The sequence below is a fragment of the Bacillus sp. GB_SG_008 genome (assembly GCF_052038115.1).
GTDB classification, from domain to species: Bacteria; Bacillota; Bacilli; order Bacillales; family Bacillaceae_G; genus Bacillus_A; species Bacillus_A rhizoplanae.
Genome location: NZ_JBPZSK010000002.1, coordinates 447990 through 474859, shown reverse-complemented (window position 1 = coordinate 474859; position 26870 = coordinate 447990). Strand labels below are relative to the sequence as shown.

General features: G+C 37.7%; 30 protein-coding genes, 1 pseudogene and 1 riboswitch. Of the genes and pseudogenes, 9 read left to right on the top strand and 22 right to left on the bottom strand.

The genetic code is table 11. From position 1 onward, the window contains the following. Positions 1–42 precede the first annotated feature (42 nt). Together ACTDJC_RS07385 and hepT are read right to left on the bottom strand one after the other, a co-directional pair. The gene (locus ACTDJC_RS07385) at positions 43–678 is read right to left on the bottom strand and encodes a helix-turn-helix transcriptional regulator (protein WP_440603019.1); all 636 of its coding nucleotides are present in this window, start codon (positions 676–678) and stop codon (positions 43–45) included. A gap of 200 nt (positions 679–878) precedes the next feature. Next, entirely contained in the window at positions 879–1319 is a 441-nt protein-coding gene (gene hepT, locus ACTDJC_RS07380; RefSeq protein WP_098308800.1) for a type VII toxin-antitoxin system HepT family RNase toxin, read from the bottom strand. Positions 1320–1475: 156 nt separating this feature from the next. On the opposite strand from hepT, the gene glpX reads away from it, so the two are divergent. From glpX to ACTDJC_RS07365, 3 genes are all read left to right on the top strand, one after another. Next, positions 1476–2447 carry a class II fructose-bisphosphatase gene (glpX, locus tag ACTDJC_RS07375; RefSeq protein WP_098308802.1) on the top strand — a complete coding sequence of 324 codons (972 nt, stop codon included), beginning with the start codon at positions 1476–1478 and terminating at the stop codon, positions 2445–2447. Between the two features lie 15 nt (positions 2448–2462). After that, entirely contained in the window at positions 2463–2729 is a 267-nt protein-coding gene (locus ACTDJC_RS07370) for a DUF3055 domain-containing protein (protein WP_098308804.1), read from the top strand. Positions 2730–3100: 371 nt separating this feature from the next. Beyond that, positions 3101–3604 (top strand): RNA-binding S4 domain-containing protein, encoded by a 504-nt coding sequence (locus tag ACTDJC_RS07365; RefSeq protein WP_440603018.1) that lies wholly within the window; start codon positions 3101–3103, stop codon positions 3602–3604. Positions 3605–3645: 41 nt separating this feature from the next. Here ACTDJC_RS07365 and ACTDJC_RS07360 read toward each other — a convergent pair whose 3' ends face one another. Beyond that, positions 3646–3948, bottom strand: coding sequence for a YutD family protein (locus ACTDJC_RS07360; RefSeq protein ID WP_098308808.1), 303 nt, complete (start codon positions 3946–3948; stop codon positions 3646–3648). A gap of 370 nt (positions 3949–4318) precedes the next feature. Between ACTDJC_RS07360 and ACTDJC_RS07355 the strand changes: the two are divergent. The 4 genes and pseudogenes from ACTDJC_RS07355 to ACTDJC_RS07340 all read left to right on the top strand — a co-directional run. Next, positions 4319–4894: pseudogene (locus ACTDJC_RS07355) on the top strand (YhcN/YlaJ family sporulation lipoprotein); the annotation flags it as partial. A 321-nt stretch (positions 4895–5215) separates the two neighbouring features. Continuing rightward, a complete protein-coding gene (locus tag ACTDJC_RS07350; RefSeq protein WP_440603017.1) occupies positions 5216–5992 on the top strand; it encodes a YhfC family intramembrane metalloprotease in 777 nt (258 codons plus the stop codon). A 120-nt stretch (positions 5993–6112) separates the two neighbouring features. Beyond that, on the top strand, positions 6113–6679 hold the full coding sequence (locus ACTDJC_RS07345; protein ID WP_440603016.1) for a histidine phosphatase family protein: 567 nt from the start codon (positions 6113–6115) through the stop codon (positions 6677–6679). A 395-nt stretch (positions 6680–7074) separates the two neighbouring features. Further along, positions 7075–7542 carry a YbaK/EbsC family protein gene (locus ACTDJC_RS07340; protein WP_440603015.1) on the top strand — a complete coding sequence of 156 codons (468 nt, stop codon included), beginning with the start codon at positions 7075–7077 and terminating at the stop codon, positions 7540–7542. 28 nt (positions 7543–7570) lie between these two features. Here the strand turns inward: ACTDJC_RS07340 and ACTDJC_RS07335 are convergent, their stop codons facing one another. Continuing rightward, on the bottom strand, positions 7571–7903 hold the full coding sequence (locus tag ACTDJC_RS07335) for a DMT family transporter (RefSeq protein WP_440603014.1): 333 nt from the start codon (positions 7901–7903) through the stop codon (positions 7571–7573). A gap of 94 nt (positions 7904–7997) precedes the next feature. After that, positions 7998–8894: a lipoyl synthase gene (gene lipA / locus ACTDJC_RS07330; RefSeq protein WP_429706823.1), complete on the bottom strand. Its 897-nt coding sequence runs from the start codon at positions 8892–8894 to the stop codon at positions 7998–8000. Positions 8895–9083: 189 nt separating this feature from the next. Here lipA and ACTDJC_RS07325 point away from each other — a divergent pair, with 189 nt between their 5' ends. After that, positions 9084–10076, top strand: a complete 993-nt coding sequence (locus ACTDJC_RS07325; protein ID WP_440603013.1) for a M23 family metallopeptidase — start codon at positions 9084–9086, stop codon at positions 10074–10076. Between the two features lie 43 nt (positions 10077–10119). Here ACTDJC_RS07325 and yunB read toward each other — a convergent pair whose 3' ends face one another. From yunB to ACTDJC_RS07240, 17 genes are all read right to left on the bottom strand, one after another. Then, positions 10120–10857, bottom strand: coding sequence for a sporulation protein YunB (gene yunB, locus ACTDJC_RS07320; protein WP_440603012.1), 738 nt, complete (start codon positions 10855–10857; stop codon positions 10120–10122). Positions 10858–10909: 52 nt separating this feature from the next. Beyond that, positions 10910–11212 (bottom strand): YunC family protein, encoded by a 303-nt coding sequence (locus ACTDJC_RS07315; protein WP_098308826.1) that lies wholly within the window; start codon positions 11210–11212, stop codon positions 10910–10912. An 80-nt stretch (positions 11213–11292) separates the two neighbouring features. Then, entirely contained in the window at positions 11293–12684 is a 1392-nt protein-coding gene (locus ACTDJC_RS07310; RefSeq protein ID WP_440603060.1) for a bifunctional metallophosphatase/5'-nucleotidase, read from the bottom strand. A gap of 317 nt (positions 12685–13001) precedes the next feature. Continuing rightward, complete coding sequence (locus ACTDJC_RS07305; protein ID WP_440603011.1) at positions 13002–14543, bottom strand: thiol-activated cytolysin family protein; 1542 nt, start codon at positions 14541–14543, stop codon at positions 13002–13004. A gap of 440 nt (positions 14544–14983) precedes the next feature. Then, positions 14984–16381, bottom strand: a complete 1398-nt coding sequence (gene sufB, locus ACTDJC_RS07300; protein WP_440603010.1) for a Fe-S cluster assembly protein SufB — start codon at positions 16379–16381, stop codon at positions 14984–14986. A gap of 50 nt (positions 16382–16431) precedes the next feature. Continuing rightward, positions 16432–16863, bottom strand: coding sequence for a Fe-S cluster assembly sulfur transfer protein SufU (sufU, locus tag ACTDJC_RS07295; protein ID WP_035433100.1), 432 nt, complete (start codon positions 16861–16863; stop codon positions 16432–16434). Further along, positions 16853–18073 (bottom strand): cysteine desulfurase SufS, encoded by a 1221-nt coding sequence (sufS, locus tag ACTDJC_RS07290; protein WP_440603009.1) that lies wholly within the window; start codon positions 18071–18073, stop codon positions 16853–16855. Before sufS ends, sufU begins: the two co-directional genes overlap by 11 nt. After that, positions 18073–19365 carry a Fe-S cluster assembly protein SufD gene (gene sufD, locus ACTDJC_RS07285; protein WP_440603008.1) on the bottom strand — a complete coding sequence of 431 codons (1293 nt, stop codon included), beginning with the start codon at positions 19363–19365 and terminating at the stop codon, positions 18073–18075. The genes sufS and sufD overlap by 1 nt, the downstream gene beginning before the upstream one ends. Positions 19366–19380: 15 nt before the next feature. Beyond that, complete coding sequence (gene sufC / locus ACTDJC_RS07280; protein ID WP_035433106.1) at positions 19381–20166, bottom strand: Fe-S cluster assembly ATPase SufC; 786 nt, start codon at positions 20164–20166, stop codon at positions 19381–19383. A gap of 236 nt (positions 20167–20402) precedes the next feature. Further along, positions 20403–21215, bottom strand: a complete 813-nt coding sequence (metQ, locus tag ACTDJC_RS07275) for a methionine ABC transporter substrate-binding lipoprotein MetQ (RefSeq protein WP_440603007.1) — start codon at positions 21213–21215, stop codon at positions 20403–20405. 236 nt (positions 21216–21451) lie between these two features. After that, positions 21452–22117, bottom strand: a complete 666-nt coding sequence (locus ACTDJC_RS07270) for a methionine ABC transporter permease (RefSeq protein WP_440603006.1) — start codon at positions 22115–22117, stop codon at positions 21452–21454. Further along, complete coding sequence (locus ACTDJC_RS07265) at positions 22110–23135, bottom strand: methionine ABC transporter ATP-binding protein (RefSeq protein WP_440603005.1); 1026 nt, start codon at positions 23133–23135, stop codon at positions 22110–22112. The genes ACTDJC_RS07270 and ACTDJC_RS07265 overlap by 8 nt, the downstream gene beginning before the upstream one ends. A 311-nt stretch (positions 23136–23446) precedes the next feature. After that, positions 23447–23554: riboswitch (SAM riboswitch) on the bottom strand. Positions 23555–23680: 126 nt separating this feature from the next. After that, positions 23681–24025 (bottom strand): hypothetical protein, encoded by a 345-nt coding sequence (locus ACTDJC_RS07260; RefSeq protein ID WP_440603059.1) that lies wholly within the window; start codon positions 24023–24025, stop codon positions 23681–23683. 142 nt (positions 24026–24167) lie between these two features. Continuing rightward, on the bottom strand, positions 24168–24467 hold the full coding sequence (locus tag ACTDJC_RS07255; RefSeq protein ID WP_440603004.1) for a thioredoxin family protein: 300 nt from the start codon (positions 24465–24467) through the stop codon (positions 24168–24170). An 11-nt stretch (positions 24468–24478) separates the two neighbouring features. Then, positions 24479–24823 (bottom strand): toprim domain-containing protein, encoded by a 345-nt coding sequence (locus ACTDJC_RS07250; protein WP_098308849.1) that lies wholly within the window; start codon positions 24821–24823, stop codon positions 24479–24481. Between the two features lie 210 nt (positions 24824–25033). Further along, on the bottom strand, positions 25034–25417 hold the full coding sequence (gcvH, locus tag ACTDJC_RS07245) for a glycine cleavage system protein GcvH (RefSeq protein ID WP_098308851.1): 384 nt from the start codon (positions 25415–25417) through the stop codon (positions 25034–25036). A gap of 41 nt (positions 25418–25458) precedes the next feature. After that, a complete protein-coding gene (locus tag ACTDJC_RS07240; protein ID WP_098308853.1) occupies positions 25459–25824 on the bottom strand; it encodes an arsenate reductase family protein in 366 nt (121 codons plus the stop codon). Between the two features lie 369 nt (positions 25825–26193). On the opposite strand from ACTDJC_RS07240, the gene ACTDJC_RS07235 reads away from it, so the two are divergent. Next, complete coding sequence (locus ACTDJC_RS07235; protein ID WP_440603003.1) at positions 26194–26640, top strand: DUF3978 family protein; 447 nt, start codon at positions 26194–26196, stop codon at positions 26638–26640. Positions 26641–26870: the final 230 nt, after the last annotated feature.

The following is a 26870-nucleotide window of genomic DNA, read 5'->3' as shown; positions in this document are numbered from 1 at the left end:
CCAAAAGAAAAAAACGCTTTTTCAAAAAGCGTCCCATAATGTTCATTTTTTTTCTATTATTTGATACGAACAGAAGCAATCTCCATCACACATATTAGATAATACTTTCACATCAGCATCTGGCAACAGTGTATTATACATGTTTTTCTCATCATGACAAATTTGCGGAAATTTTTCAGCTACCTCTATTAACGGACAATTTTGCTTTTGTAATAGGAAGGAGCGCTCACTTTCTTGCTGCACACGCACCATATAACCATTTTTCTCTTGCATGACTGCAATTTCTTTTAATCGCTCTACTGTTGTTTCTTTTCGATTTATACGGTTTGCCAATTGTTCTTCCATACGTTTCGTACGTGCCATTAAAAGCTTCTTAACGAGTTCCTCATCGCCAATATGCAGCAAGTCTTCTAACATTTCGACTGCAAACTGCTTATATTGTTTCGGAAACAAGTCTTCTCCTTTCGTACTTAAACGATAGACATACATCGGTCTCCCGACATGTTGACGCACCATCTTCGTTTCAATCAACTCTTCCTTTTCAAGCCTACTTACATGACGACGCACTGCCATCTCCGTAATTTGCAATGCTTCCGCTAATACCGCAACAGTCTGTTCTCCCCTTACTTTCAAAAGTTGAAGAATTTCTTCTTTTGTAGAACGTGCTGCTTCCCCCATTTTTCTACCTTCTTCCCTTTAACAAGCTTTAATGAGCAAAGTACATCACTGTCCATTAAAGCCACATGAATTTATCCCCTATTCGCGGGCAGTAAAACCCCCACCTCAACATTCTGAAAAAACAAAAAAGAGAGGTGGGGACTGACTGTTGAGAGCTTTCCATCAGTGGGGATGAATCCCTCACTGATGAAAGTTTCACTTTACTCTCCTGCAAATGCAGATACAGGACCAAGTTCTTGCTCCAAATAACGGCGAATATTAGCAGGATATTGTTTGATCATATCAATATGTTTTTGCACTGTATCATACACTTCTGTATGGTTCATATTTACATATTCCTGCACAATCATTTTACGAAGACGAACGACTTCTTTTAAACGCTCTCCTTCTTCATTCGTAACAACTTTTTCATCCATTAAAATATCAATAATATCTTCATAACTACCTGGATCACGCATAATAAATCCATCAATCATGGCATTGCCTACGTCTAAAATACAATCAATCATAAGATGTGCCATGCGCTCTAATGCATATTCATCAAGCGCTCCGCGGTACTCTTGTTTTGTTTGAAATGCTGCAACAACTTTCTCTAAACACTGTAACATTTGTTCAATTTTTTTACGGTCTACAAAGTACATATATGTCACCTACCTGGAAATTAAAGCATTTTCATTCCCAATTGTACCCCTTTATTCGAAAAAAATCGACAATTTTTCGAATTCACCTTTTTCCCATTCTTTGTTATAGTTATACGTGTATGATTTTCGGAATTGGAGAATTGGAGGAATGGCACCATGGAACGTGAACTCGCATTAGAAATTGTCCGTGTAACAGAAGCAGCAGCCCTTGCATCCGCACAATGGATGGGTCGCGGTAAGAAAAATGAAGCAGATGATGCTGCAACAACTGCAATGCGTACGATGTTTGACTCTGTGAACATGGCAGGCACTGTTGTGATTGGAGAAGGGGAACTTGATGAAGCACCAATGCTTTACATTGGTGAAAAGCTTGGAACAGGAAACGGTCCAGAAGTAGATATCGCTGTTGATCCATTAGAAGGAACAAATATCGTAGCAAAAGGTCTTGCAAACGCAATGGCTGTTATCGCTATCGCTGATAAAGGAAACCTTCTACACGCTCCTGATATGTACATGGAAAAAATCGCAGTTGGTCCAAATGCAGCTGGTAAAATTAGCTTAGATGATCCAATTGAAAAGACAATTGAAATTGTAGCCGAAGCAAACAATAAAAAAATTCGTGACTTAACAGTTATCATACAAGAGCGTGAACGTCATCAAGACATCATCGAACGAGTACGTGCAAAAGGTGCACGTGTAAAATTATTCGGTGACGGTGATGTTGGTGCATCTATCGCAACAGCCCTTCCTGGAACAGGAATCGACTTATTTATCGGTACTGGCGGTGCTCCGGAAGGCGTTATCTCTGCTGCTGCACTCAAATGTCTTGGCGGAGAAATGCAAGCACGTCTCGTTCCAATGAATGAAGAAGAAGAAGCACGTTGCCATGCCATGGGCTTAGAAGACCCACGTCAACTTCTTATGCTAGATGATTTAGTATCCGGTGACGATGCAATCTTCTCAGCAACAGGTGTATCTGCTGGCGAGTTATTAGATGGTGTGAAATTCCTTGGCGGAGATTTAGCAGAAACATATTCTATCGTTATGCGCTATAAAACAAGAACAGTGCGCTTTATTAAAACGCACCACCATTTAGATCATAAACCACACTTAAATTTAGATATTTAAAAAGGAGTCATGTTCATGGGAGAACGTTTTTTTCTTTACGATGATACAGTGGAAACAAAAACGCGTTTCGTAAGCTTTATGGGAGAAAACGAGCGCCACGATTTAGCACTTTTGTATTCTGACCGTCATTATGGTAAAACTATCGTCCTTGATATACAGCGCAATAAATTTGCCATTATCGGTCGTGACGACTTAGAAGAACCTGGCTACTTAGAACATGCATTTTCTATTTCAGAAGAAAATGCAGAAGAATTACGTTCATTTTTATTTGAACTGATGTAAATTTAAATCACCAACTTACAACAGAGTTGGTGATTTTTTATGTTATATATTTAGAATTTTCAGTTTAATGTGATATAATAACGACAAATTTATTTGGATAGAAAGGATGTTACACTACGTATGCCAACATATACTTTGTAATGGAGCAGCAACTGGATAGTATTACTCTCAAAAAAGCACAACGCTTTTTTCAGGGGAGTAGTCTGCCCAATTCCCATTACAAAGGAACGTAGCACATCTGTAGTATGATTGTTACGAAGGTTCCTCACAGGGGAATCTTCTTTTATTTTTCTCTTTTTTCTATATTTCATACTGCAAGACATCCAAATAGATGTCCCACGTTCCTTTATCTAAATACGAGGTGAAGGAAAATGCAGAACATACAACTTTCTTGGAATTTATATAAGACAGAATTAGAAGATACTGTAGAAAAACATTGTAAAAATTGTGGTCATACAATCCTGTTTACTGATACACATATTCGCAGACATAATGCGAACGGTAAAAACATTTATCGTTTTGCAATTTATAAATGCGAAAAAGGACATACATGGAATAAGAAATTACACATATATAAAACGTATTCTGAACATGTTGAAACAGTCGATATGCTTCAAAAAGAAAGCCAAGAAACGATACACAACATTTCAATCCTGCCCTATGAAAACGCAGGATTGACGGAACTAACCATCCTATTAGAATCCGTGCATGGATTGTTTCGCATCGACAAAGCACTCGCGACCTATATTTCAGAATGGAGCCGTACGGTAATCATAAAGAAAATTAAAGACGGATCTATTCACTTAAACGGTCAACGCATTAAGCAAAATGCCAAACTTTCAGCTGGTGATTGTATTTCTATATACATGCGATAGGCAAAAAAAATTCCCCTTACCTAATGTAAGAGGGATTTTTTTTACTTCTTCACTTTTCGCAGTACAAAGTATGCACATCCAAAATTACAATACTCGTATAAATACTCCGATAACGTACTAATTTTCGTATCATACGTTGCACGCTGGTTGCTATCGTCAAAAAAGCCGCGTAATCGTAGCTGATCATACCCCCAATCACCCACGATATAATCATATTTATTTAAAATTTCTGCGTAACGAGCTTTAAATGCTTCTTCATTAAATCCATTTCGATTTTCTTGTATGACTTCATAGTGGATATTATTCACGTAAACTGTAGTGCGAATCTCCTGCTTCTGCTCCATCTTCCATTCCCTTTCCTATTCTTTCTTCTTTTTATCGTATCATAAAGCCACAAAACCAACAATTTCAAATACAAAAAACCTCCTAAGTGGGAAATGCTATAGAGTGAAACTTCCTTTTGGAGCGTTCTTTTCCAAAAGGTTAGTTGAACCAATCGGGCTCTTACGGACAGTTATCTCCCTCCTATCTTCTTTGACTTCTCACAATCTTGAGGGGGAGCCTTACTATCCGTTAGGGCGGGATGAATAAAGCTCTCACCAATTAGGCTTTTTCGGGCAGTTATCCCCTACCTATCTTCCTCGTGTTTCCTTGAATCTTGAGATGTGGGTATTACTGCCCGCAAATAGCGAGATCAATAAGGAGGAAACAATCATGAAAAAACAACTGCTCCTATCCCTTCTCACCCTTTCCATCTTTGCTGGATGTCAAACAAACAACAAAGCGGAAATGAAACAGGAAGAAGGAAGCCGCGTACTTGTGTCTGAGCATAAAGACATATACGGGAAGGACGTGCCAAACCGAATGCTGACAAGAGTCGGCTATTCTCAAAAACAAAAAGATGAAGTGTCGAATCGCCAAGTCGGTACGATTAACAAGGAACGATTAGCAGAAATGATTACAGATATAACGGTGAAACTTCCAGACGTTATAAATGCCGCAACACTTGTAACAGATGACGAAGTATTTGTTGTATACCGAGCAAACACGACAGATCCGGCTCTAGTCGCTGATCAAGTACAAAAAGCAGCATTGTCTGTTGTTCCCCGCTATTACAAAGCATATGTATCAACAGATCAAAAATTAATATCACAAATTCAAGGACTCAAATCCGGCACATTAAATGATAAAGAATATGCACAAACACTCGATATGCTCAAGCATGAAATGAGCAAAAATCCGCATTTAAACAACACGCAAAATACTACACTGCCTAACACAATGAATAAAGTGAAACTTCCTTTTGGAGCGTTCTTCTCCAAAAGGTTAGTTGAACCAATCGGGCTCTTACGGGCAGTTAACACTTCGTTGCTTTCGCTAAATATTACTGCCCGTTAGTGCGGGGTAAAGTGAAACTTCCTTTTGGAGTGCTCTTTCCCAAACCAATCGGGCGCATGCCGGCAGTTAGCACTCCTTTAATGTTGCTAAATTATTACTAATAACAGGATACATTAAATGACCTGAGAATATACTCTCAGGTTATTTACTAAACATTTCACCGTTTTTCCTGCATAATAGAAATAGTATATATATTAGAAAGTGGTGAAATGTATGGTTTCAAATGCAACAATTGGAAGTATGATTGTGCAAATTGCTATTTCAGTTCTTATCCCAATCATTGCTCTCGTTTACTGTCGAAAGAAGTATGGAATCTCTTTAAAAATTGTCGGTGTCGGGATTGTATTCTTTTTGGGATTCTCACAAATTTTAGAAAAAACGTTACATGTCTATGTATTTGGAAATCCAGCAGCAACTGAGCTACTAAAAAATCCGTTTATCTATGCTATATATGGCGGATTAACTGCTGGTATTTTTGAAGAACTTGCACGTTTTATCGCCTTTTTCTTTTTACTCAAGAAGTACCAGGAGTATAAAGACGGCCTTGCTTATGGAATCGGTCACGGAGGGATTGAATCATTATTAATTGGGGCGACTGCCGGAGTGCAAAGTCTTGTATTTGCTTTCTCTATTAATAACGGAACCTTCTCCAAAATGATTGAAAAGGTACCTCAGCTCAGCGCTGTCCAAGATGCATTACTACATACTCCACCTTACTTCTATTTACTTGGCGGAGTAGAGCGGATCGTTGCTTTTATCATACAAATTGCTCTTACAATGCTTGTCTTATATGGCGTAAAGCATAAGAAGTATATGTTTGTAGGGCTGGCAGTATTTCTTCATTCGTTTGTTGACTTTTTCGCAGCGCTTTACCAACGCAGACAAATCAATTTGTTCGTAACGGAAGGAATTATGATACTGTTTGGCATTGGTGCTTACATCCTAATTCGTAAAATGAAAACAAAATTCCTAGCAGAACATGCAAGCTAAGCCGAATCGGCTTAGCTTTTTATTTTGATTTCAGTTACCAATAACTAGAGAAAGGAGGATTCCTCACTCTATTTGTCGAAGTACGTACAAATTCGTCTATTCATAAGTGAGGGATAAATCATGAAGAAATTAATTGTTGTCCGCCATTGCACTGCAACTGGGCAAGAACATGATGCACCACTTACAGCAGCAGGTCAGCAACAAGCTAAAGCTCTTGCAGATTTTCTCATCACAGAACAGCTCCCTATCGAAAACATTATCTCTAGCCCATTTACTCGTGCTGTTCAATCCATTACACCTTACGCGTCACATATGCAGCTCCCTATTCAAGAGGATGTGCGGTTAACTGAGCGTATACTGAGCGGCGCTCCAATGAGTAATTGGCTACAAATGCTAGAGCAAACATTTATAGAAATAGATGTCGCATTTCCTGGCGGAGAATCGACGCGCCAAGCGACCGAGAGAGTACAGCCACTTATCCACAGCATATTACAAGAAGATACGAAAAAAGTAACAATGCTCGTTACACATGGTAACTTGTTCACGCTCATTTTAAGGCTTTTTGACAAAAACGTTGGTTTTTCCACATGGGGAAGCTTAAGCAATCCAGACGTATACGAAATTACGTTAGAACATGGTACAGCGACTATCCACAGATTGTGGGGAATACATTGTGAAACGAATTAACGTAACTACTGATAATCTAGAATCAGAACATATTTGCTGTGCTATATCTGACAAAAGAATGGCACACTGAGTTTTGCAAAAGAAAACATGGTTGCAACAGCGAATGGGAGAAGGACTTGTCTTCAAAAAGTTAGACGTAAATGGAAAAGTATGTATTGAATACCTTCCAGCTGAATACGCCCCATTACAGCTCCAGGACATATGTGTATAAAATGAAACTTCCTTTTGGAGTGCTCTTCTCCAAAAGGTTAGTTGAACCAATCGGGCTCTTACGGGCAGTTAGTACTTCTTTGCTTTCGCTAAATATTACTGCCCGTTAGTGCGGGGTAAACAAAAAAAATTCGAAAAATTTCGGAAAACACTCGATAAGTGAAAAGAAAGGAGCTTGTATTCCAATGTACGAAGAAGTCATCTCATTACTACATAAAACGAATGTTTTATATGAGAAATTTGAACATGAACCTGTTTTAAATTATGAAACAGATCGAATGATTCGGGAACGTCTCGGTTTAGAGGGTGAACCAAGTAAAAGTCTCTTTTTAAAAACGAAATCCGGGGCTTACTATGTCTTTTTTACATTAGAAGGAACTCGCCTTGATATGAAGCAAATGAAAAATATGATCGGTACAAACGTCTCTCTTTGTTCACCTGATGAACTAAGAACGACAACAGGATGCATCCCAGGATGTGTTGCTCCTTTTGGCTATACAGAGGATGTAACAATTATTGTGGATTCTTCTATCTATCAATACGAAAAAATATTGATTTCACCTGGTGTCCCTGAATTTACAATTGCTTTATCCACAGAAGAATTACGTAAAGTGTTATCCACATGTGGAAATACCGTATTAGAATATGAATGAAAAAGAGCTGAAAATTTCAGTTCTTTTTTCATCCATGTGCACCCGAACCCGACATATTTAATACAACAACTCCGCCAATAATAAGCACTATGCCAACGAACGTTTGCCATGTAAAAGCGTCCTTCCAAATGAGAACACCAAGTAATGCCGTTAGCGCTGTACCAACTCCAGACCAAATCGCATAAGCAGTGCTAAGTTGAAGGTATTGCAACGCTTGGGATAAACAATAAAATGCAGATGTAAAACCAAGAACAACACCGATACTTGGCCATACTTTCGTAAATCCGTCTGACAACTTCAGCATCGTTGTCCCAAATACTTCACTCACAATTGCAAACGCTAAAAAAACAAATCCTTTCATAGACTTCCCCCTTTATGCTCTATCGTATTTTCTACACTGATATCTTGTTCAAAAAAAATCCCCCTTAGCCGATTCACTAAGAGGGATTTCCTCATTATTTTGCTTCTACTGTATTTTCTTTTGCAGATTGTACTTGCTCATCTGCATGGTAAGAAGAACGTACAAGCGGACCAGCCTCACAGTGACTAAATCCTTTGCTAAGTGCAATTTCTTTTAGCTCTGCAAATTCTGCTGGTGTGTAATACTTAATAACTGGTAAATGCTTTTTAGATGGTTGCAAATATTGACCAAGCGTTAAAATATTAACGTTGTTTGCACGTAGATCATCCATTGCTTCGATAAGGTCTTCTCTTGTTTCCCCAAGCCCTACCATGATGCTTGATTTTGTTGGAATATCAGGCTGCATTTCTTTAGCACGACGTAAAAATTCTAGAGAACGATCATATTTTGCTCTAGCGCGAACTCGGTCAGATAATCGACGTACCGTTTCAATGTTATGGTTTAAAATATCAGGACGTGCATCCATTAACATTTTTAAATTTTCTTCTACTCCGCCCATATCAGAAGGTAAAACTTCGATAGATGTGAATGGATTTTTACGACGAACTGCGCGCACTGTTTCAGCAAAAACAGCTGCTCCTCCGTCTTTCAAATCATCACGTGCAACTGCTGTTATAACAACGTGTTTTAAGCCCATTTGTTCTACAGAATCTGCTACGCGTTCTGGCTCTTGTAAATCAAGCTCTGTTGGTAAGCCTGTTTTAACCGCACAGAAACGGCATGCGCGCGTACAAACTGCACCTAAAATCATAAATGTTGCTGTTTTACGAACAGCCCAGCATTCATGAATATTCGGACACTTCGCCTCTTCACAAACGGTATGAAGGTTCTTAGAACGCATCATTTTCTTTAAGCCTGTATAGTTTTCATTTGTGTTTAATTTAATTTTCAACCACTCGGGCTTGCGCATATATTCTGTTTGTTTTGTCATGTTTATCAACTCCGCACAATATGAAATAGTTTACCATGTTCGCTTCTTTTAATGTAACATATCTATTTTATCGTATGAAAGCGATTTGCTCAAATGAAGATTCAAAGAATTCCTTCCAATTATTACTTATAATGAAATATCGTGTATATCCCACACTAAAGGTAGTGATTTCGAAAGGAGCTTACTGCCGTGCATCGAAAATTTTTCCTTCTGTTTTCTATCTGTTTTCTTCTTCAAACAAACATTGTGTACGGACAAGAAAACAAGCAAGAAGATATATACATGAAGCGAATGACATTATATAAAGAAATGGAGACATTCTCTCTTATTCCATGGTACTACTTTGCTGCCATCGATCAATACGAGCGAAATATCCGTGCTGTTCGCAGCGATATTCCGAAAAAGCCAGATGCCATTATCTCTATTTACTTCAAACCAGAAGTATGGTCCGGGCCAGCAAATCCGGACCCCCATGATACAAAACCGTACACAATCTCCTTATTTGGAGGCATGGGGTTAGACGGAGACAACGATGGATTGGCAGACGCAAATAATGAAGAAGATGTTCTCTATACAATGGCTACCATATTAGGGAAACGTGGGACAAATCGAGAACAGCTAAAAATTATGTTGTGGGAATATTATCAGCGATCTAAAACAGTAGAGCTAATATTAGGTTATGCTCGTATGTACAAACATTACAATCGGATTAATTTAGAAGGTAATGCTTTCCCTCTGCCTGTTCGCAGCGATCATAGTTACCGCAGTACATTTGGTGCTAAACGAAGCTTTGGCGGACGGCGTATGCATGAAGGAACAGATATTTTCGCTGGCTATGGTGTACCTGTTCGTTCTACTTGCTATGGCATTATTGAAACGAAAGGTTGGAATCGTCTTGGCGGCTGGCGTATTGGTATTCGCGACTTATATAACAACTACCATTACTACGCACATTTAGGCGGATTTTCCAAAGAAATACAACTTAGACAAATCGTCGAGCCTGGAACTGTCATTGGATTTGTCGGCAGTACTGGTTATGGTCCGCCTGGAACAGCAGGTAAATTCCCGCCTCACTTGCACTTTGGATTGTATAAAGATAACGGCTATACAGAATGGGCGTTTGATCCGTACATGCATTTAAGCTTATGGGAGCGGAAAGAACGAATGAACTCAAAAAAATAACCGCAGTGCGGCGGTTATGAAAAATATGAAAAAGCGGGTAACATTAGTTATCCGCTTTTTTCTCCTTTTTCTCTGGTGCAACAACTCCGCCGCTTCCATAATAGCCAGGTACTTCACCTTGGATCATACGTGTTGCCACTGGAATATCTTGCTTTACTGTCACTTCTTTCGTATGGAACGGAATAATAACCTGAAGCGTCACTTCAATTTCCATCACAATTTTAATAGCTGTATTATTAATTCCATTTGGCTCAAAGTCTTGCTTAATATTTGTATACACATCACCAATTGTTGTAAATGTAATTGGAATATCCGGCCCTAAATTACCGAGCAATGCATTGTCTGTAATTCTCCCAAGCGGAACAGATAATGAAGCTCCTCCGTCCTCCGGCAAACCTAACGCCTTCGTATCTCCCTTTTCTGCTTGATGTAAATATTTCTCTATGTACGTTGTAGTTGATGTGAGAATTTCATTAACTGCTGCTGTATTTACATCCATCGTCGCGACTTTTCCGTTTTTATCCGTTTGCACCTTCATTAATGAATCGACATCGATCCCTTGTGCAACCCTATCTTTTACTGCTTTCGTCATGACAACTGTTGCTGTTCGCTTCGTCTGCATTTCTGCATATTTCATTAACGTTGGCTGGATGCTTTTGTTCACAAGCCACAATCCTTGTAAGGTAAGTATAATAAAAATAGCAAATGAAATAAGCAATACGTACCGAAATGGCAGTGGTCCTTTCCGAAACCGAGAAGTCCGGGGGCGAAACGCACGCATAACAAATCCCTCCTTCTTACACATGTATATGCAAAAAAGAGGGACGATATATTTAGATCATTTTTAGCAGTGCATCTTTTCCAATTGTGCCAGTTGTAATTCCTAACCTTTCTGCTTCAATCGTAACCGATTCAAGTGGTGCTTCTAACAACTGTTCAATCGTTCTTACGCCAACAGCGCGCCCTGCAAGAATGCCGCGATCGCTTAACTTTTCGTTTAACAATCCCACATCTAACGCCCCGCACATAATATATCCTTTATCGCTCATAACTGCTAACAAATTTGTCTTTGGAAGCTTTACACTCACTGCTATAAACGTGCATTCATTTATTATAATTGGTTCTATATTAACCATAGTTCACACTCCTCTCTCCTTTATCTGTATGAGAGTAGAAAAAAGAATGTGAATACAAAAAGCCTACTGTAATCAGTAGGCTATAATTTTACAGATGATGCACATTTCATTAATGTATCCTTCAAAACATCACGGAGCAATTCCGGCATATAATATTCTTTTTCTGGCACGACCGCAAGCTCTGGGTATAAGTAACCGAATGTGAACATATCAATCGTTCCTACTGTATAGATTCGTTCTAGATCTAATGATTCCCCGTTAATGATTACGTCTTCGAGTAAAATTTTATTACCCGGAATCGTATCTGGCACAACTTCTACGCCAGCATACATCATTTTCCCCATGACTTTCCCGCGAAAACCTAAACCTTTTACTTCAAGCTGTTCCATGTTTGGACGTCGTGCTTTCAAAATAACATCTCGCAATGTTTTCCCTTTTACTTGCAAGCGGCATGGATTAATCGGATGTGGACAAATGCGATGAATATCTCCTCGGGTAACTATACCTTCCTGTAATCCTTCGAGTAATACACCAGCATTCACCATGCCAATTTCAGCATCGCACCACTCCCTAAGGGATTCGGCAAGTATATGAGCAAACTTCGTTTCCTGAAACCAATCCATTTCTAACGATTCCTTTAAACTTACAACAGGCTCTGCCATCATGAACTTACTTTCTTGTTCAAGCTCTCCTAATAAAATATTGGGCTCTCCATATGCGCCTAATCGCTTCGCACTAATTGCCCGTCCATCTTTTTTCGTCACTTGCTTTGTTTGTAAGTCCACCGTTATTTGCACATGCCCCACATAATGTCCCCACTTCTCGCAGCAGCAGAGAAGCGTTCCATTCACTAATACACCGCGCTCAAATAAATGATGGGTATGTGCACCTAAAATAACATCTATATCATAATGCTCTGCCATATATTCATCTGCATTCTTTCCTAAATGAGATAATACAACAATGACATCCGCCTTTGAACGTACCTCTTCTAAAATTGTTTCCAAATGTAGAAACGGATCTTCAATATGCCAATCTAACTTCGCATAAAAGTCAGGATATGCCACTGTTAAACCGATAAAAGCAATTGTAACCCCATTATCAAGTGTTTGCAGCACGTATGGTTTTACCCAGCTAGGACGTGTTTGATTTGTTTCAAATAAATTGGCAACGAGCACTTCAAAATTTGCATCGTCGTATAAATGATCCAGTTGCTCCTTCGCAAGTGTAATCCCTTCATTGTTCCCAATCGTTACATAATCGTACAACGCTTCATTTAATAGCTGCACATTTCCTTTTCCGTTCGTTGCCTCAGAAATCATATGAAAGCGATCAACGTGATCGCCAATATCTAATGTAAAGACCGCTTCACCAGCAGCAAGACGACGCTTTTTCTCTTCTACAACAAACCGAGAAATTTGCGGCCAATTTTCAAAATGACTATGTATATCATTTGTATGATAAAGATGAATTGTTACTTCCGTATCTATATTCAGAGAAAAAACCTCCTCTCAATTCCATACTTCTTGTTTACGCTATATGCAAGCTCGAATCCTGTAAATACTTTTCGTCTTTTCTTGCTATTTTACATTGTACTCTCATTAATGGAAAAAGCAAAAGTTTCTTCTTTAAAAGTTAAGGAGAAGATGCAGCATGATTGTAATTAACAAAAGCTTCTCGCCTATCGAACTTCTTCAGAAGGTCTTTATATTGTGTCAAAGCACCGTTATATTTGCGCCCATGAAAAAAACGCCCTGTAAACAAGGCGCTTCTGACATATACATTACCTTTAATTATAACTAATATTAGCACTTGGGTATAATGTCGTTCCTCCAATTGAAACTTTGATTTCTTTTGATAATGGAACATTTTGTTCATTAATAACGGTTCTCCACCATTCCCATGCAAGACCTGTACATTCTCTGGCTACCACTTTTACATTTTTTGAATTCGGTGGAAGTGGTATGACTGTAGAGAAATGAGCAGTTTTGTCTTTGTCGTTTCCTTCCCAACTTTTATGGGATAGTACTTCTTTTCCATTTTCATCATATGAGAATTCATCCCAGGATACTTCAAATTGAGCAACATATGCACCATAATGATCAAGCGTCATTTTAGCACTGGAATATTCTGTAGTTGTAGTCTCGATATAATCTGTATTATTATGAACAGCAGCAACCGCGTTATCCTTTAAGAAAGTGCTAGTATATGAAATTGGATATGCTGGATTTTTAGGACTTAATTCTGCATTATCTTTAATTATATTTCGTATCTCATTAAAATCTTTTGTAACAACCTTGTTATGCTCTTTTGAATCTCCGCCTAATACTACAGCGGTAAAGGTACTGTCTTCAAAAATATCTTTGTACTGCGCACTCGCTTCGACGCTGTTATTCTTAAGTAAAGCTTTAAAGGCAGCTTGTACATCTTTGCTCTTAGAAGTTGTTTCTAATTTTACATAAATTGTTCTGCCGTAAGCTACATTTGACACCATAACAGGCGGAGCCGTATTACTTACCCCTTTACGAGTTAACTCTTCAAAAGTAACGCTATTATCAAAAAGGTCTGATGGATTGTTAGGTAGTTCTGCACTTACGGTATAAAATATTTGCTTATATGCCGCAACCATCACTTTTTTCTCTCCATTTGCAATCGCATTAAAGTCAATGTTCAGTCCATTATCAAGATATTTAGCGTTAACATTAAGAGCACTTGCTATTTGAGATTTACTATAAACCATAGATTCCGTATACTGCATTCTTGCAGGTAACGTATGTGTTGATGAATACTTTTCATTCCAAGTAGATACTAAATCATCTACTGCTCCAGACACATTACCATATGTTGGATTTTGGACAGTTATTGTATTTTCTTTTCTCATGCCGGGTAAGTCTATACTAATATTCAAAGGCTTTCTCTTGGCCACTAATAAACTAGGTTGATTATCCGCAAAAGCTTTATTTGCAAGTTGTACTGCTCCTGGATATGTACGATTAACCATAGAATCAATAATTGAGATATCCACCGGCGAGGTTGTAAGTGATTTTTTCTCACGTTCAACCACTACAAATTTACCATTTGAATTAATACCTTCTTTCGGCACAAAACTCTCAACTTTATCACCATTTACTGCTAAAATATCTCTACTATCATACTTTAAATTTGCTATGCCAGTATCAATTCCACTAGCATTTTTTGTTGCATCAGCTGAATTATCTGTTTGTGTTTCAGCAAAGGAAATAAATGAATAATTAATAGTGCATAAACTAACTAATAAACATACTAGAAACTTTATTCCTCTGACACTATTTATAATTTTCAAAAAATTCAACTCCTTTTTTAGAATAATTTTGTTGCATCAGCTGAATTACTTGTTTAAGTTTCAGCGAAGGAAATAAACGAATAATTAATAGTGCATAAACTAACTAATAAACATACTAGAAATTTTATTCCCTCAATAAAGTTTAGAATTCTCTAAAAACTAACCTCCTTTTTTCAAAAAATTATATCATAAAATTTTGATTTTTGTATATTGATAAAATTTTTTCAGATAGTTTTTCAGCTACTTTCATGCACCCGATTCTTTTTTACTTCTTAACATCTTTAAGCCTATACCATCAGTAAGAAAAGCATCACTGATGGAAGTTTCACTTTATATCGTGTCAAAGCACCGTTATTTCAAGAATAACTCCAATATATCGGGAGAAACGGCTGATATATTTGCTTCCAAGTAAAAAAGCGCCCTGTAAACAGGGCGCTTCCGCTTTTAAATTAACCGATAGAACCTTCCATCTCGAATTTGATTAGACGGTTCATTTCTACTGCGTATTCCATTGGAAGTTCGCGAGTGAATGGCTCGATGAAGCCCATTACGATCATTTCTGTTGCTTCTTGCTCAGAAATACCGCGGCTCATTAGGTAGAATAATTGTTCTTCTGATACTTTTGATACTTTCGCTTCGTGCTCAAGTGATACGTGATCGTTTTTGATCTCGTTGTAAGGAATTGTATCAGATGTAGACTGGTTATCCATGATTAATGTGTCACACTCGATGTTAGAGCGAGAGTTTGTCGCTTTTGGTCCGAAGTGTACGATACCACGGTATGTTACTTTACCACCATGTTTAGCAATCGATTTAGAAACGATTGTTGAAGATGTGTTTGGCGCTAAGTGAATCATTTTCGCACCAGCATCTTGGTGTTGGCCTTTACCAGCAATCGCGATAGATAATGTTAAACCACGAGCGCCTTCGCCTTTTAAGATAACAGCTGGGTATTTCATCGTTAATTTCGATCCGATGTTACCGTCAATCCATTCCATCGTTGCGTTTGCTTCACAAACTGCACGTTTTGTAACTAGGTTGTATACGTTGTTTGCCCAGTTTTGGATTGTTGTATAACGGCAATATGCATCTTTCTTAATGATGATTTCTACTACCGCACTGTGAAGTGAGTTTGTTGTGTAAACAGGTGCTGTACAACCTTCTACGTAGTGTACGTGTGCGCCTTCGTCTACGATAATAAGCGTACGCTCGAATTGTCCCATATTTTCAGAGTTAATACGGAAATACGCTTGTAACGGTGTTTCTACTTTCACACCTTTTGGAACGTAGATGAATGATCCACCAGACCAAACTGCAGAGTTTAATGCTGAGAATTTATTATCAGTTGGCGGAATTACTTTTCCGAAATGCTCACGGAAAATATCTTCGTTCTCTTTTAATGCGCTATCTGTATCTTTAAATACGATTCCTAGCTCTTCTAAATCTTCTTTCATGTTGTGGTATACAACTTCAGATTCGTACTGTGCAGATACACCCGCTAAATATTTTTGCTCAGCTTCTGGAATACCTAATTTATCAAACGTTGCTTTAATTTCATCAGGTACTTCATCCCAAGACTTCTCAGATTTCTCAGATGGTTTTACGTAGTACGTAATCTCATCGAAATTTAAGTCATTTAAGTCGCCGCCCCATTGTGGCATTGGCATTTCATAGAAGTGATCCAGTGATTTTAAACGGAAGTCTAACATCCACTGTGGTTCTTCTTTCATACGTGAAATCTCTTCTACGATTTCTCTTGTTAAACCGCGCTCAGCACGGAAAATTGAAACGTCTTTATCTTTGAAACCATATTTATAATCGCCGATATCTGGCAGCTGTTTCGCCATGTTCGTATGTCCCTCCTTGGATAAACTTCGTATTTAGGAACTCATTTGCATTACTTCTCTTCGTTCAAGCCTTTTTCTAACGCTTTCCAAGCTAATGTTGCACACTTAATACGCGCTGGAAATTTGCATACACCTTGTAATGCCTCGATATCTCCTAAATCAATGCTGTCATCATACTCTTTTCCTAGCATCATATCCGAGAAAATTTTTGAAAGCTGAAGTGCCTCTTCAATTTTCTTTCCTTTTACTGCTTGCGTCATCATAGAAGCGGAAGACATAGAGATGGAACAGCCTTCTCCTTCAAACTTCGCTTCTTGAACAATACCGTCTTCTACTTTCATTGTAAGTTGAATGCGGTCACCGCAAGTTGGATTGTTCAAATTAACCGTAACACTATCTTCTAATACGCCATGGTTACGTGGATTTTTATAATGATCCATAATAACTTGACGATATAACGTATCTAAATTATTAAATGACATTTGTGAAATACTCCTTTGTTTTCGTCAGCGCTTCGACAAATGTATCAATTTCTTCTTTTGTGTTATATAAATAGAAGCTTGCACGTGCTGTAGAAGAAGCTTTGAGCCACTTCATTAACGGCTGTGCACAATGATGACCTGCACGAACCGCAATACCTTCTACATCTAATACTGTCGCAACATCGTGTGGATGTACGTCATCAATATTAAATGTAACAAGACCTGCACGGTGCTTTGGACCATAAATTGTAACACCGTCTACTTCTGATAGTCTTTCTAAAGCATACTGCGCTAATTCATGTTCATGCTTTTCAATATTATCAAGACCGATTTCTTCTAAGAAATCAATTGCAGCTCCAAGTCCGATTGCGTTGCCGATAATCGGTGTACCTGCTTCGAATTTCCAAGGAAGCTCTTTCCACGTAGACTCTTGTAAGTCTACGAAATCGATCATTTCACCGCCAAATTCAATTGGCTCCATATTTTCAAGCAATTCCTTCTTACCATATAATACGCCAATACCTGTAGGTCCGCACATTTTATGAGCGGATAAAGCGTAAAAATCACAGTTTAAATCTTGTACGTCCACTTTCATATGCGGTGTACTTTGTGCACCATCAACGACCATGATTGCTCCGTTTTGGTGTGCAATTTCTGCAATTTCTTTTACAGGGTTAATCGTTCCAAGTACGTTTGACACGTACATAATAGATACGATTTTCGTATTTGACGTGATCGTTTGACGAGCATCTTCTAATGAAATTGTCCCGTCTGGTTGAAGCGGAAGATATTTTAATGTTGCGCCTGTTTTCTTCGCAACTTGTTGCCAAGGAATAATGTTACTATGGTGCTCCATGTAAGAGATGACAATTTCATCGCCTTCTTTTACATGTTCCATACCATAGCTTGCCGCAACTGTATTTAACGCTGTTGTTGTACCGCGCGTAAAAATAATCTCTTCCATAGACTTCGCATTAATAAACTTACGAACTTTCTCGCGTGCGCCTTCATACGCATCGGTTGCTTTCGTACCGAGCGTATGAACACCGCGATGAACATTAGAGTTGTATTCTTTATAGTAACGTTCTAACGTTTCAATTACTTGAATTGGTTTTTGAGAAGTTGCCGCACTATCGAAATAAACAAGTTGTTTGCCGTTCACTTTTTGATCAAGAATTGGAAACTGTTTGCGTATTTCATGAATATCCATTAGCGAACTTTCCTTTCAATTACCTCAACAAGCTGTGCTTTTACTCCTTCGATTGGAAGCTCATTTACTACAGGTGCTAAGAATCCATGGATGACTAAACGTTCTGCTTCTTTCTTCGGAATACCACGGCTCATTAGGTAGTATAGTTGTGTAGGATCTACGCGTCCTACAGAAGCTGCGTGACCTGCCATTACATCATCTTCATCGATTAAAAGAATTGGGTTTGCATCGCCGCGTGCTTTTTCATTTAACATCAGAACGCGAGAAGATTGCTGTGCATTTGATTTAGAAGCACCGTGCTCGATTTTACCAATTCCGTTAAAGATAGATGTTGCGCTATCTTTTTGTACACCGTGTTTTAAGATAAAGCCTTCAGAATGTTTACCGAAGTGAACAACTTTTGTTGTAAAGTTTTGTATTTGGTTACCACGGCCAATTGTTACTGTTTTTGTATCAGCAAATGAACCGTCGCCCATTAAGTTTGTTACGTTCTCAGAAATTGTGTTTCCATCGTTCATAAGACCTAATGCCCACTCTAGACGTCCATCTCGTCCAACTACGCCACGGCGGTTTACGTAAGATGTTACATCTTTTGCTAATAAGTCAACTGCACCAAATTTCACTTGTGCACCTTGTTCTACAATTACTTCTGCCACGATATTTGCAATACCAGTTACAGTTTCATTTGCCACGTAGTTTTCTACATATGTTGCAGAGCTGTTTGCATCTGCAACGAATAGTACGTGGTTATAAACGTTTGCTTCTTCGCCGTCTACTAAGAATACAGCTTGAAGTGGTGTTTCAAGAACAACGTTTTTCGGAACGTATACGAACGCACCGCCGTTGATTAGTGCAGCATGAAGCGCTGTTAAACGATGTTCGTCAACTTTCACGCCGTCTTTCATTAAATACTTTTGTACTAATTCAGCATGCTCAGTTGCAGCTGTTACGATATCTGTAAAAATAACGCCTTTTGTTTTCGCCTCTTCTGATAAAGAAACGAATGCAGTTGTACCGCTACGCCCTACAAGAACGCTATTATTTTCGTCAATTAAATTTTTCACTGCTTCTGGAAGTTCTTCTAAAGAACGTACAGGCTCTTGCTTTGCAGTGTGACCTTTGCCGATAAAATCCCATTTATCAATTTTTGTTTTATCAGGCGTTGGCATTGGAAGTTCAGTTGCCTTTGCAAGAGCTTGTAAGCGGAACTCAGTCAACCAAGCAGCTTCGTTCGCTTCGCTTGCATGCTGACGGATAGAATCTTGATCGAAAGGTAATGTACCAATTGTCATGTTTATGCTCCTCTCTTACGCTTCTTGCTCTTCTGTTTCGTCTTCAATACCTAGTTCTTTTTTAATCCAGTCATAACCTTCAGCTTCTAAACGTTGTGCAAGCTCAGGACCGCCAGATTTCACAACACGACCATTCATCATAACGTGTACATGATCTGGAGTGATGTAATTTAATAAACGTTGGTAGTGCGTGATCATTAAGCAACCGAAATCTTCGCCGCGCATTTCGTTAATACCTTTAGATACAACTTTTAATGCATCGATATCAAGACCAGAGTCAATTTCGTCTAAGATTGCGATTTTTGGCTGAATCATCATTAATTGAAGAATTTCATTACGTTTTTTCTCACCGCCAGAGAAACCTTCGTTTAAGTAACGTTGTGCCATTGATGGATCCATTTCTAGGAATTCCATGTTTTTATCTAATGTACGGATAAATTTCATAAGAGAAATTTCATCGCCTTCTTCACGGCGTGCATTAATTGCAGAACGTAAGAAGTCAGCGTTTGTTACTCCGCTAATTTCACTTGGATATTGCATTGCTAGGAATAGACCCGCTTGTGCGCGCTCATCTACTTCCATTTCTAATACATCTTCACCGTCGATGATGATGCTGCCTTGTGTTACTTCATATTTTGGGTGACCCATAATTGCAGAAGATAAAGTTGATTTACCCGTTCCGTTAGGCCCCATAATTGCGTGGATTTCTCCACCTTTTACTTCAAGGTTTACACCCTTTAAAATTTCTTTGCCATCGATTGATACATGTAAATCTTTAATCGTTAATGTAGAACCAGCCATCTCAATACCTCCATTAATCATCTATATACATTTTAAAAATTCCTAAAACGTTCACATTCTCATTTTATTCTCATTCTAATTTTATATCAAATAAAATGATATCGCAAACGTTGAAAAAATGTAACAATTTTTCTACAAATACGAGCAGGTATTTTCTGCACATTATATTATGATACACCTTTCTTCCTACTTATATAAAGAAAAAAGGGCTGAAAAATTCTAGCCCTTTTTTCACCTTATTCACTTACAGGAAGTACAGCTCCTTTGTACTCTTTCTTAATGAAATCTTGAATTTCTTTTGAATGTAATACTTCGACAAGTTCTTTAATTTCTTTTCTGTTTTCGTCACCTTTACGAACAGCAATAATATTTGCGTAAGGAGAGTCTGATCCTTCAAGTGCAATTGCATCTTTTGTCGGATTTAATTTTGCATCAATTGCGTAATTTGAGTTGATGAATAATGCATCGCCTTCGTTGTTTTCATATAATTTCGGTGTAAGCCCTGGCTCAACATCTGTTTTAAATTTCAAGTTTTTTGGATTTTCTACAATATCTTTTTCTGTCGCTTTTACGATATCTACACCATCTTTAAGTTTGATAACGCCGCCTTTTTGCAGAAGTCCTAACATACGCCCACGCTCTGCTACGTTATTACTCATAATAACTGTTGCACCATTTGGAAGGTCTTTTAAGCTTTTATATTTCTTAGAGTAAATACCCATAGGCTCCAAATGAATTTTTCCTGCATTTACAAAATTATATCCTTTTTCTTGAATTTCTTTCTCTAAATATGGAATGTGCTGGAAATAGTTTGCATCAAGATCTTTATCAGCTAATGCTTTGTTTGGTAATACATAGTCTTGGAATTTTTTAATTTTTAATGTAATACCCTTTTTCTCTAATAGTGGTTTCGCTTGTTCTAAAATAACCGCATGCGGTACGTTAGAAGCACCAACTACAAGTGTCTTTTCATCTTTTCCGCCGCCACCACAAGCAGCTAATGCAAATACAAATACAGCAAGAAGTGCTGAAAATAATACCTTCTTCATAATTATAACATCCTTTCTTTTTTCAATATTCGAAATATAAATTCTATAGAGAGTTTCGTGTGAGACGAAAACACTTTATCCCTCATTAACGGGCAGTAGACTCCCCGTTAGAGCCCGATTGGGCGGGCTTTCCATCAGTGGAGGATACGGCCCTCCACTAATAGAAGTTTCACTTTATCCCAATAATAACTTTCTGAAGCTAGAGGTAGATAATATATCCACCACCAACTTTCCCTTTATCTTTTATCAAGACGCTTCGTAAGAAAATCACCAAACATTTGAATAATAAATACAATAACCAGCACAAGAATTGTTGCCATGAGAGTGACATCGCCATTATTGCGTTGGAATCCCTCTAAATAAGCAAGTGTACCAAGACCGCCTGCTCCAACAACTCCAGCCATCGCTGTATAGCCTACAAGTGCAATTGCCGTTACCGTAATACCCGAAATAAGTGCTGGCAAAGATTCTGGTATCAATACTTTTAAGATAATTGTACTCGTCTTTGCTCCCATCGCTTTTGATGCTTCAATAACGCCTTTATCAATTTCACGAAGCGCAATTTCAACCATTCTCGCATAGAACGGTGCTGCTCCAACAATTAATGCTGGTAATGCGGCACTTGCTCCAAGAATCGTATTAAGAAGAAACTTCGTAAACGGAATCAATAAAATGATTAAAATGATGAACGGAATAGAACGAAAAATATTTACAAACGCGCCAATCACAATATTGACTGGCTTGTTCTCCCACAGATTATCTTTTCCTGTGAGAAACAGTACTAATCCAAGAATAAGACCTAATACGAACGTTGCAAGCGTGGCAATTGCCGTCATGTATAACGTTTCTTGTGTTGCTTCTAACATTTGATCCCAATCGACATTTTGAAACAAATTATCCATGTGCAATCACCTCCAGCTCTACTTGCTCTTGTTGAATCGTTGCAACTGCCTCTGCAACCACATCTTCGTCACCTTTTAAATGAACAATTAAACTTCCATACGCCCCGTTTGTCGTTTGAGCAATATTTCCTTGCAAAATGCTCACTTCAATTCCATCTTTCTTCATTAATTCCTGCAGAACTGGTCTTTCCACTGCTTCACCAATAAATTGCAGTTTCACGACTTTTCCTTCCGGGTATTTTTCTACTAAATGTTCAATTGCTTCATCTGTATCTTCAGAATCTGTTATTTGCTTAACGAAGCGCTTTGTAATGTCTTGCTGCGGATTACGAAATACATCTAACACACTGCCGCTTTCAACAATCTTTCCTTTTTCCATAACAGCAACGCGGTTACAAATTTTTTGAATAACGTGCATTTCATGTGTAATGAGTACGATCGTTAAACCGAGGCGTTTATTAATATCGAGAAGCAAATCTAAAATTTGATCTGTTGTTTCTGGATCTAGTGCTGATGTCGCTTCATCGCATAATAATACTTTCGGGTTATTTGCTAATGCTCTCGCAATCCCAACGCGCTGCTTTTGTCCACCACTCAGCTGAGATGGATACGCATCTCCTCGCCCTTCTAAACCAACAAGACGAATCAATTCATCTACACGCTGTGTTCTTTTCTCTTTTGTCACTCCAGCAATTTCAAGCGGAAAAGCAATATTTTCACGAACAGTTCGTGACCAAAGCAAGTTAAAATGCTGGAAAATCATCCCGATTTCTTGACGCGCTTCTCGCAGTTCTTTTCCTCTAATTGCTGAAATCAAACGCTCTCCAACAGTAATTTTTCCAGACGTTGGTTTCTCCAATTGATTAAACAAGCGAATTAAGGAACTCTTTCCGGCACCGCTATATCCGATAACCCCGAAAATTTCACCTTTTTCTATTTGTAAATTCGCATTATCAACAGCAGTAACATCGCCGTTTTTGGAGCGATATATTTTCTTTACATTTTCTAACACAATCATTGATGTCACCCCTTTTTAATTAAAAAGTGTAAGCGGCTCTCCGCTATACCGATAAAGTGAAACTTCCATCAGTGGAGAGTTTTTTCATCTCCCACTGATGGTTAGTTGAACCAATCGGACTTTTACGGGCAGTTATCCCCCACCTATCTTCCTTGCTTCTCTCTGAACCTTCCGGTGGGGGATAACTGCCCGTTAATGCGGGATAAATGAAGCTGTTGTTTGAGCGTCCTCCTACACTGAAACAACAAAAAAACCTTTCTGCTTTAAAATGAGCAGAAAGGTTTATATACATAAATTACTATTATCCTTTCCTCTCATCTCTCAAAGCATTCGCTTTGCAGGAATTGGCACCATTTCAACATAAGTTGACGGTTGCCGGGTTTCATCGGGCACAGTCCCTCCACCTCTCTTGATAAGAGAAAATCAGATGTAAATTTCGTCTGATTTTGTCGTTATGAAGTTTTCGTTATTTCATGTTTTGAATTGTATCAACGCATGAAATAGATGTCAACAGAAATTTTTGCAAAGAAGGAACTTTCTGAAATTTAAGCACCTATTCGTAGCGGCTTACAAATATGAAATACAGATTCTAATAATAACATTGTTTGGTATGCCCCTCTATATGTAATGGCCTTTCTACGCAATAGTGACTGCAAACGAACTTGTCCTGTAATTAATAACTGCAAGTCATCTTCTTGAAAACAAACAAGTTCTTCCGTTCCCATTGCACCATTCGTAAGCTCAATTTTATCTCTTGAAATTTTCAATGAATAACGCTCATCTTGAAAAGTAAAACAAACAGTCCGCTCAAATTGCGGCAGTAGCGGTTCTAAATGATATTGCGTATTGGCATATGTTACAAATGATTGAAGCAGTGAATACAATTTCATCTCCGTCACACTCCTCATATCACGTTTTACATAATACCATTCCATTTCTATAACGAGCTCTCCTGTATCTTTCTCTCGACAAAAAATCACTTGTTGCTTATATTTCCCAAGAAATATGTCGAGGCGGCAAAGTATTTGCCGCCTATTGTAATTCCATATATAAATATTCCACAGATTGAAATGCATATATTTTCTTCATAAGTTGATTTTTCTCAAATATAAGTAAACACGGAACGCTTTCAATTTCGTACTCCCGCGCAAAATGCGGTGCGTAATTTAAATCTAGCATCCCAATTTCCAAATGAGGTAATGCGGCTTCAACAACTGTTAACATTTTTTTAGCAAGTTGACACGTACCACACATTGGCGTATATACGTATAACACCGTTTTATCTTGATTTTCAACTGCAGCCATAGCTTCATTTCCTGTCAAATCGATCATTCTACCATTCCTTACCGTAAAAATTCTGTATAAACGTCAATGTCAGCTCCCCATAAAACGTTCGCTAAATGATTTGATGGTGCAGTTGCAACCTCACGATACGAACGATCAATATAAATATGTTCAGCATGTGGAAATTCTCGGCGAAATTGTTTGCGTAGCTTCTCTCCTGCATCATCTGCGTCCACAAGCACATACACTTCTTTATCGTACAGCTGATCAATAAGTTCATCCATTTTCGACAAACTAATTGTACCATTTGTACAAACAATTTCCACCGGTTCTCTAATAATCGTTTCAATCTTCTTCTTATCTGATTTACCTTCAACAATAATTACTTTTTCCACATAGACCACTTGGCATCACCCGATCACCATATACTATGATACAACCTTACCTTTAGTATATAGTATATTCGATATTTCAATGTTGTTTCCTGTTTATTTTTGTGAATAAAAGCGGAAGTGGCTCGTTCAGAATGTGGGGAAGAAGTGAAGCCACCGAACATTCTAGCTACTAGAGCTGACACAAATAAAAAAGGACAGCTATTAGCTGCCCTTTCCATCTTAGTCTTGATTGATCATTTCTTCGTATTGTTCTGCAGTTAATAAGTTATCCACTTGACCTGCATCTTCAATCTCAACTTTAATCATCCATGCACCTTCGTATGGAGACTCGTTAACAAGCTCTGGCTTGTCGTTTAATTCTTCGTTTACTGCTACAACTTTACCTGCTACAGGTGCGTATAACTCAGAAACTGTTTTAACAGATTCTACGCTTCCGAATGGCTCGTCAGCTTCGATTGTTGCACCAACTTCAGGAAGTTCTACGAATACGATATCTCCTAATTCGTGTTGTGCGAAATCTGTAATACCGATAACAACTTGGTTGCCATCAACTTTTACCCATTCGTGTTCTTCAGAGTAACGTAATTGTTTTGGAATGCTCATGTCTGTACCTCCAATGAATGTATTAATTATGTAAAAATACCTTATCGGTACTTTTTCCACACGCTTTCAAATTGTTCTTCATTAAAGCCAACTGTTACATGATTACTGCCTGTTACAATTGGTCGTTTGATTAACATGCCATCAGAAGCGAGCATGTCCAACATTTCCTCTTCACTTGCATCTTTTAGCTTATCCTTTAAACCAAGCTCGCGGTAACGCATTCCACTTGTGTTAAAGAACTTTTTTAATGGCAATTCGCTTTTTTCATATAAACTGCGAAGTTCTTCCTTAGAAGGTGGATTTTCAACAATATGAATCATTTCATATGCTACATCATTTGCTTCTAACCATTTTTTTGCCTTTTGGCATGTTCCACATTTTGGATATGAATAAAATGTTACTGGCATACATTCACCTACTTTTCACTAACCTTTACCTTATCATATAGAAAATATTTTTTCATTTCAAACTTTAACTTAATTCGCTAAGAATTTCTTTTATCCTGCAAAATTTTTTATTTTTCTTAAATTCTCAAAAAATACTTTACTACCCTAAAGAAATTATTTAACATAATATTAACTATGTTAAATATACGGTTTTTAAAACACGAAATACTAAATCAGTTTATATTGTTTTTTAGTAATTTGTCATGTATTCTCTTTAAGGAAGAATACAAATGTTTAATCTTTTTTACTGCTTGAAACTGTTATATTAATTCTTTTGTTCTATATTTTTGTCTTTGATAGTACATAAAGAAAAGGAGATTATTTAACTATATGGACCTACAAATTCACTCAGTCATCCAGCAACAAATTCAACATCATTCAGATCAAACTACAATCCACTTTCAACTTGAAGAACTTGATGAATTAACAGACACAAAGTTAAAGTCAACAACATTGTCTGTTGCTATAAACAAAGACATTCTCCAGTTTCAAGTGATAAAACAAACCGGAATAAACAGTACGAATACATATCGCAAAACATATGTCATTCCTGTAAAAGCATTTCACTACATTCTCGTATCAACACAAGAAGATTCAGGACAAATGAATGCTAATATACAGGTATTTGGACATCACGGTGAGTTTCTCTTAAACGAAAAATTCTCTTTACAACATATAGATAATATTCGCACAAATAGTTCAGAATTCCCAGACTTTTTCGCAACATTAAATGAAAGCGTAACTAAATACATAAATGAATATAATACATCTATTTAAGCTTATATGATATTTTATTGAAATAATAAAATTCTAACTATTTTTATTATAATATATTTAGAGACAGAAAAACACTTCATTTTTTTTGAGAAGTGTTTTTTTATTTTTTCAAACAAGGTGCGCAGCATTATAGAACATATATCTTAATCAAACGTTTAATTAGTATTATAAAATCGAACATACCTCTTAAACAAACGTTTGATTAAGACCACAAAATCGAACGTACGTCT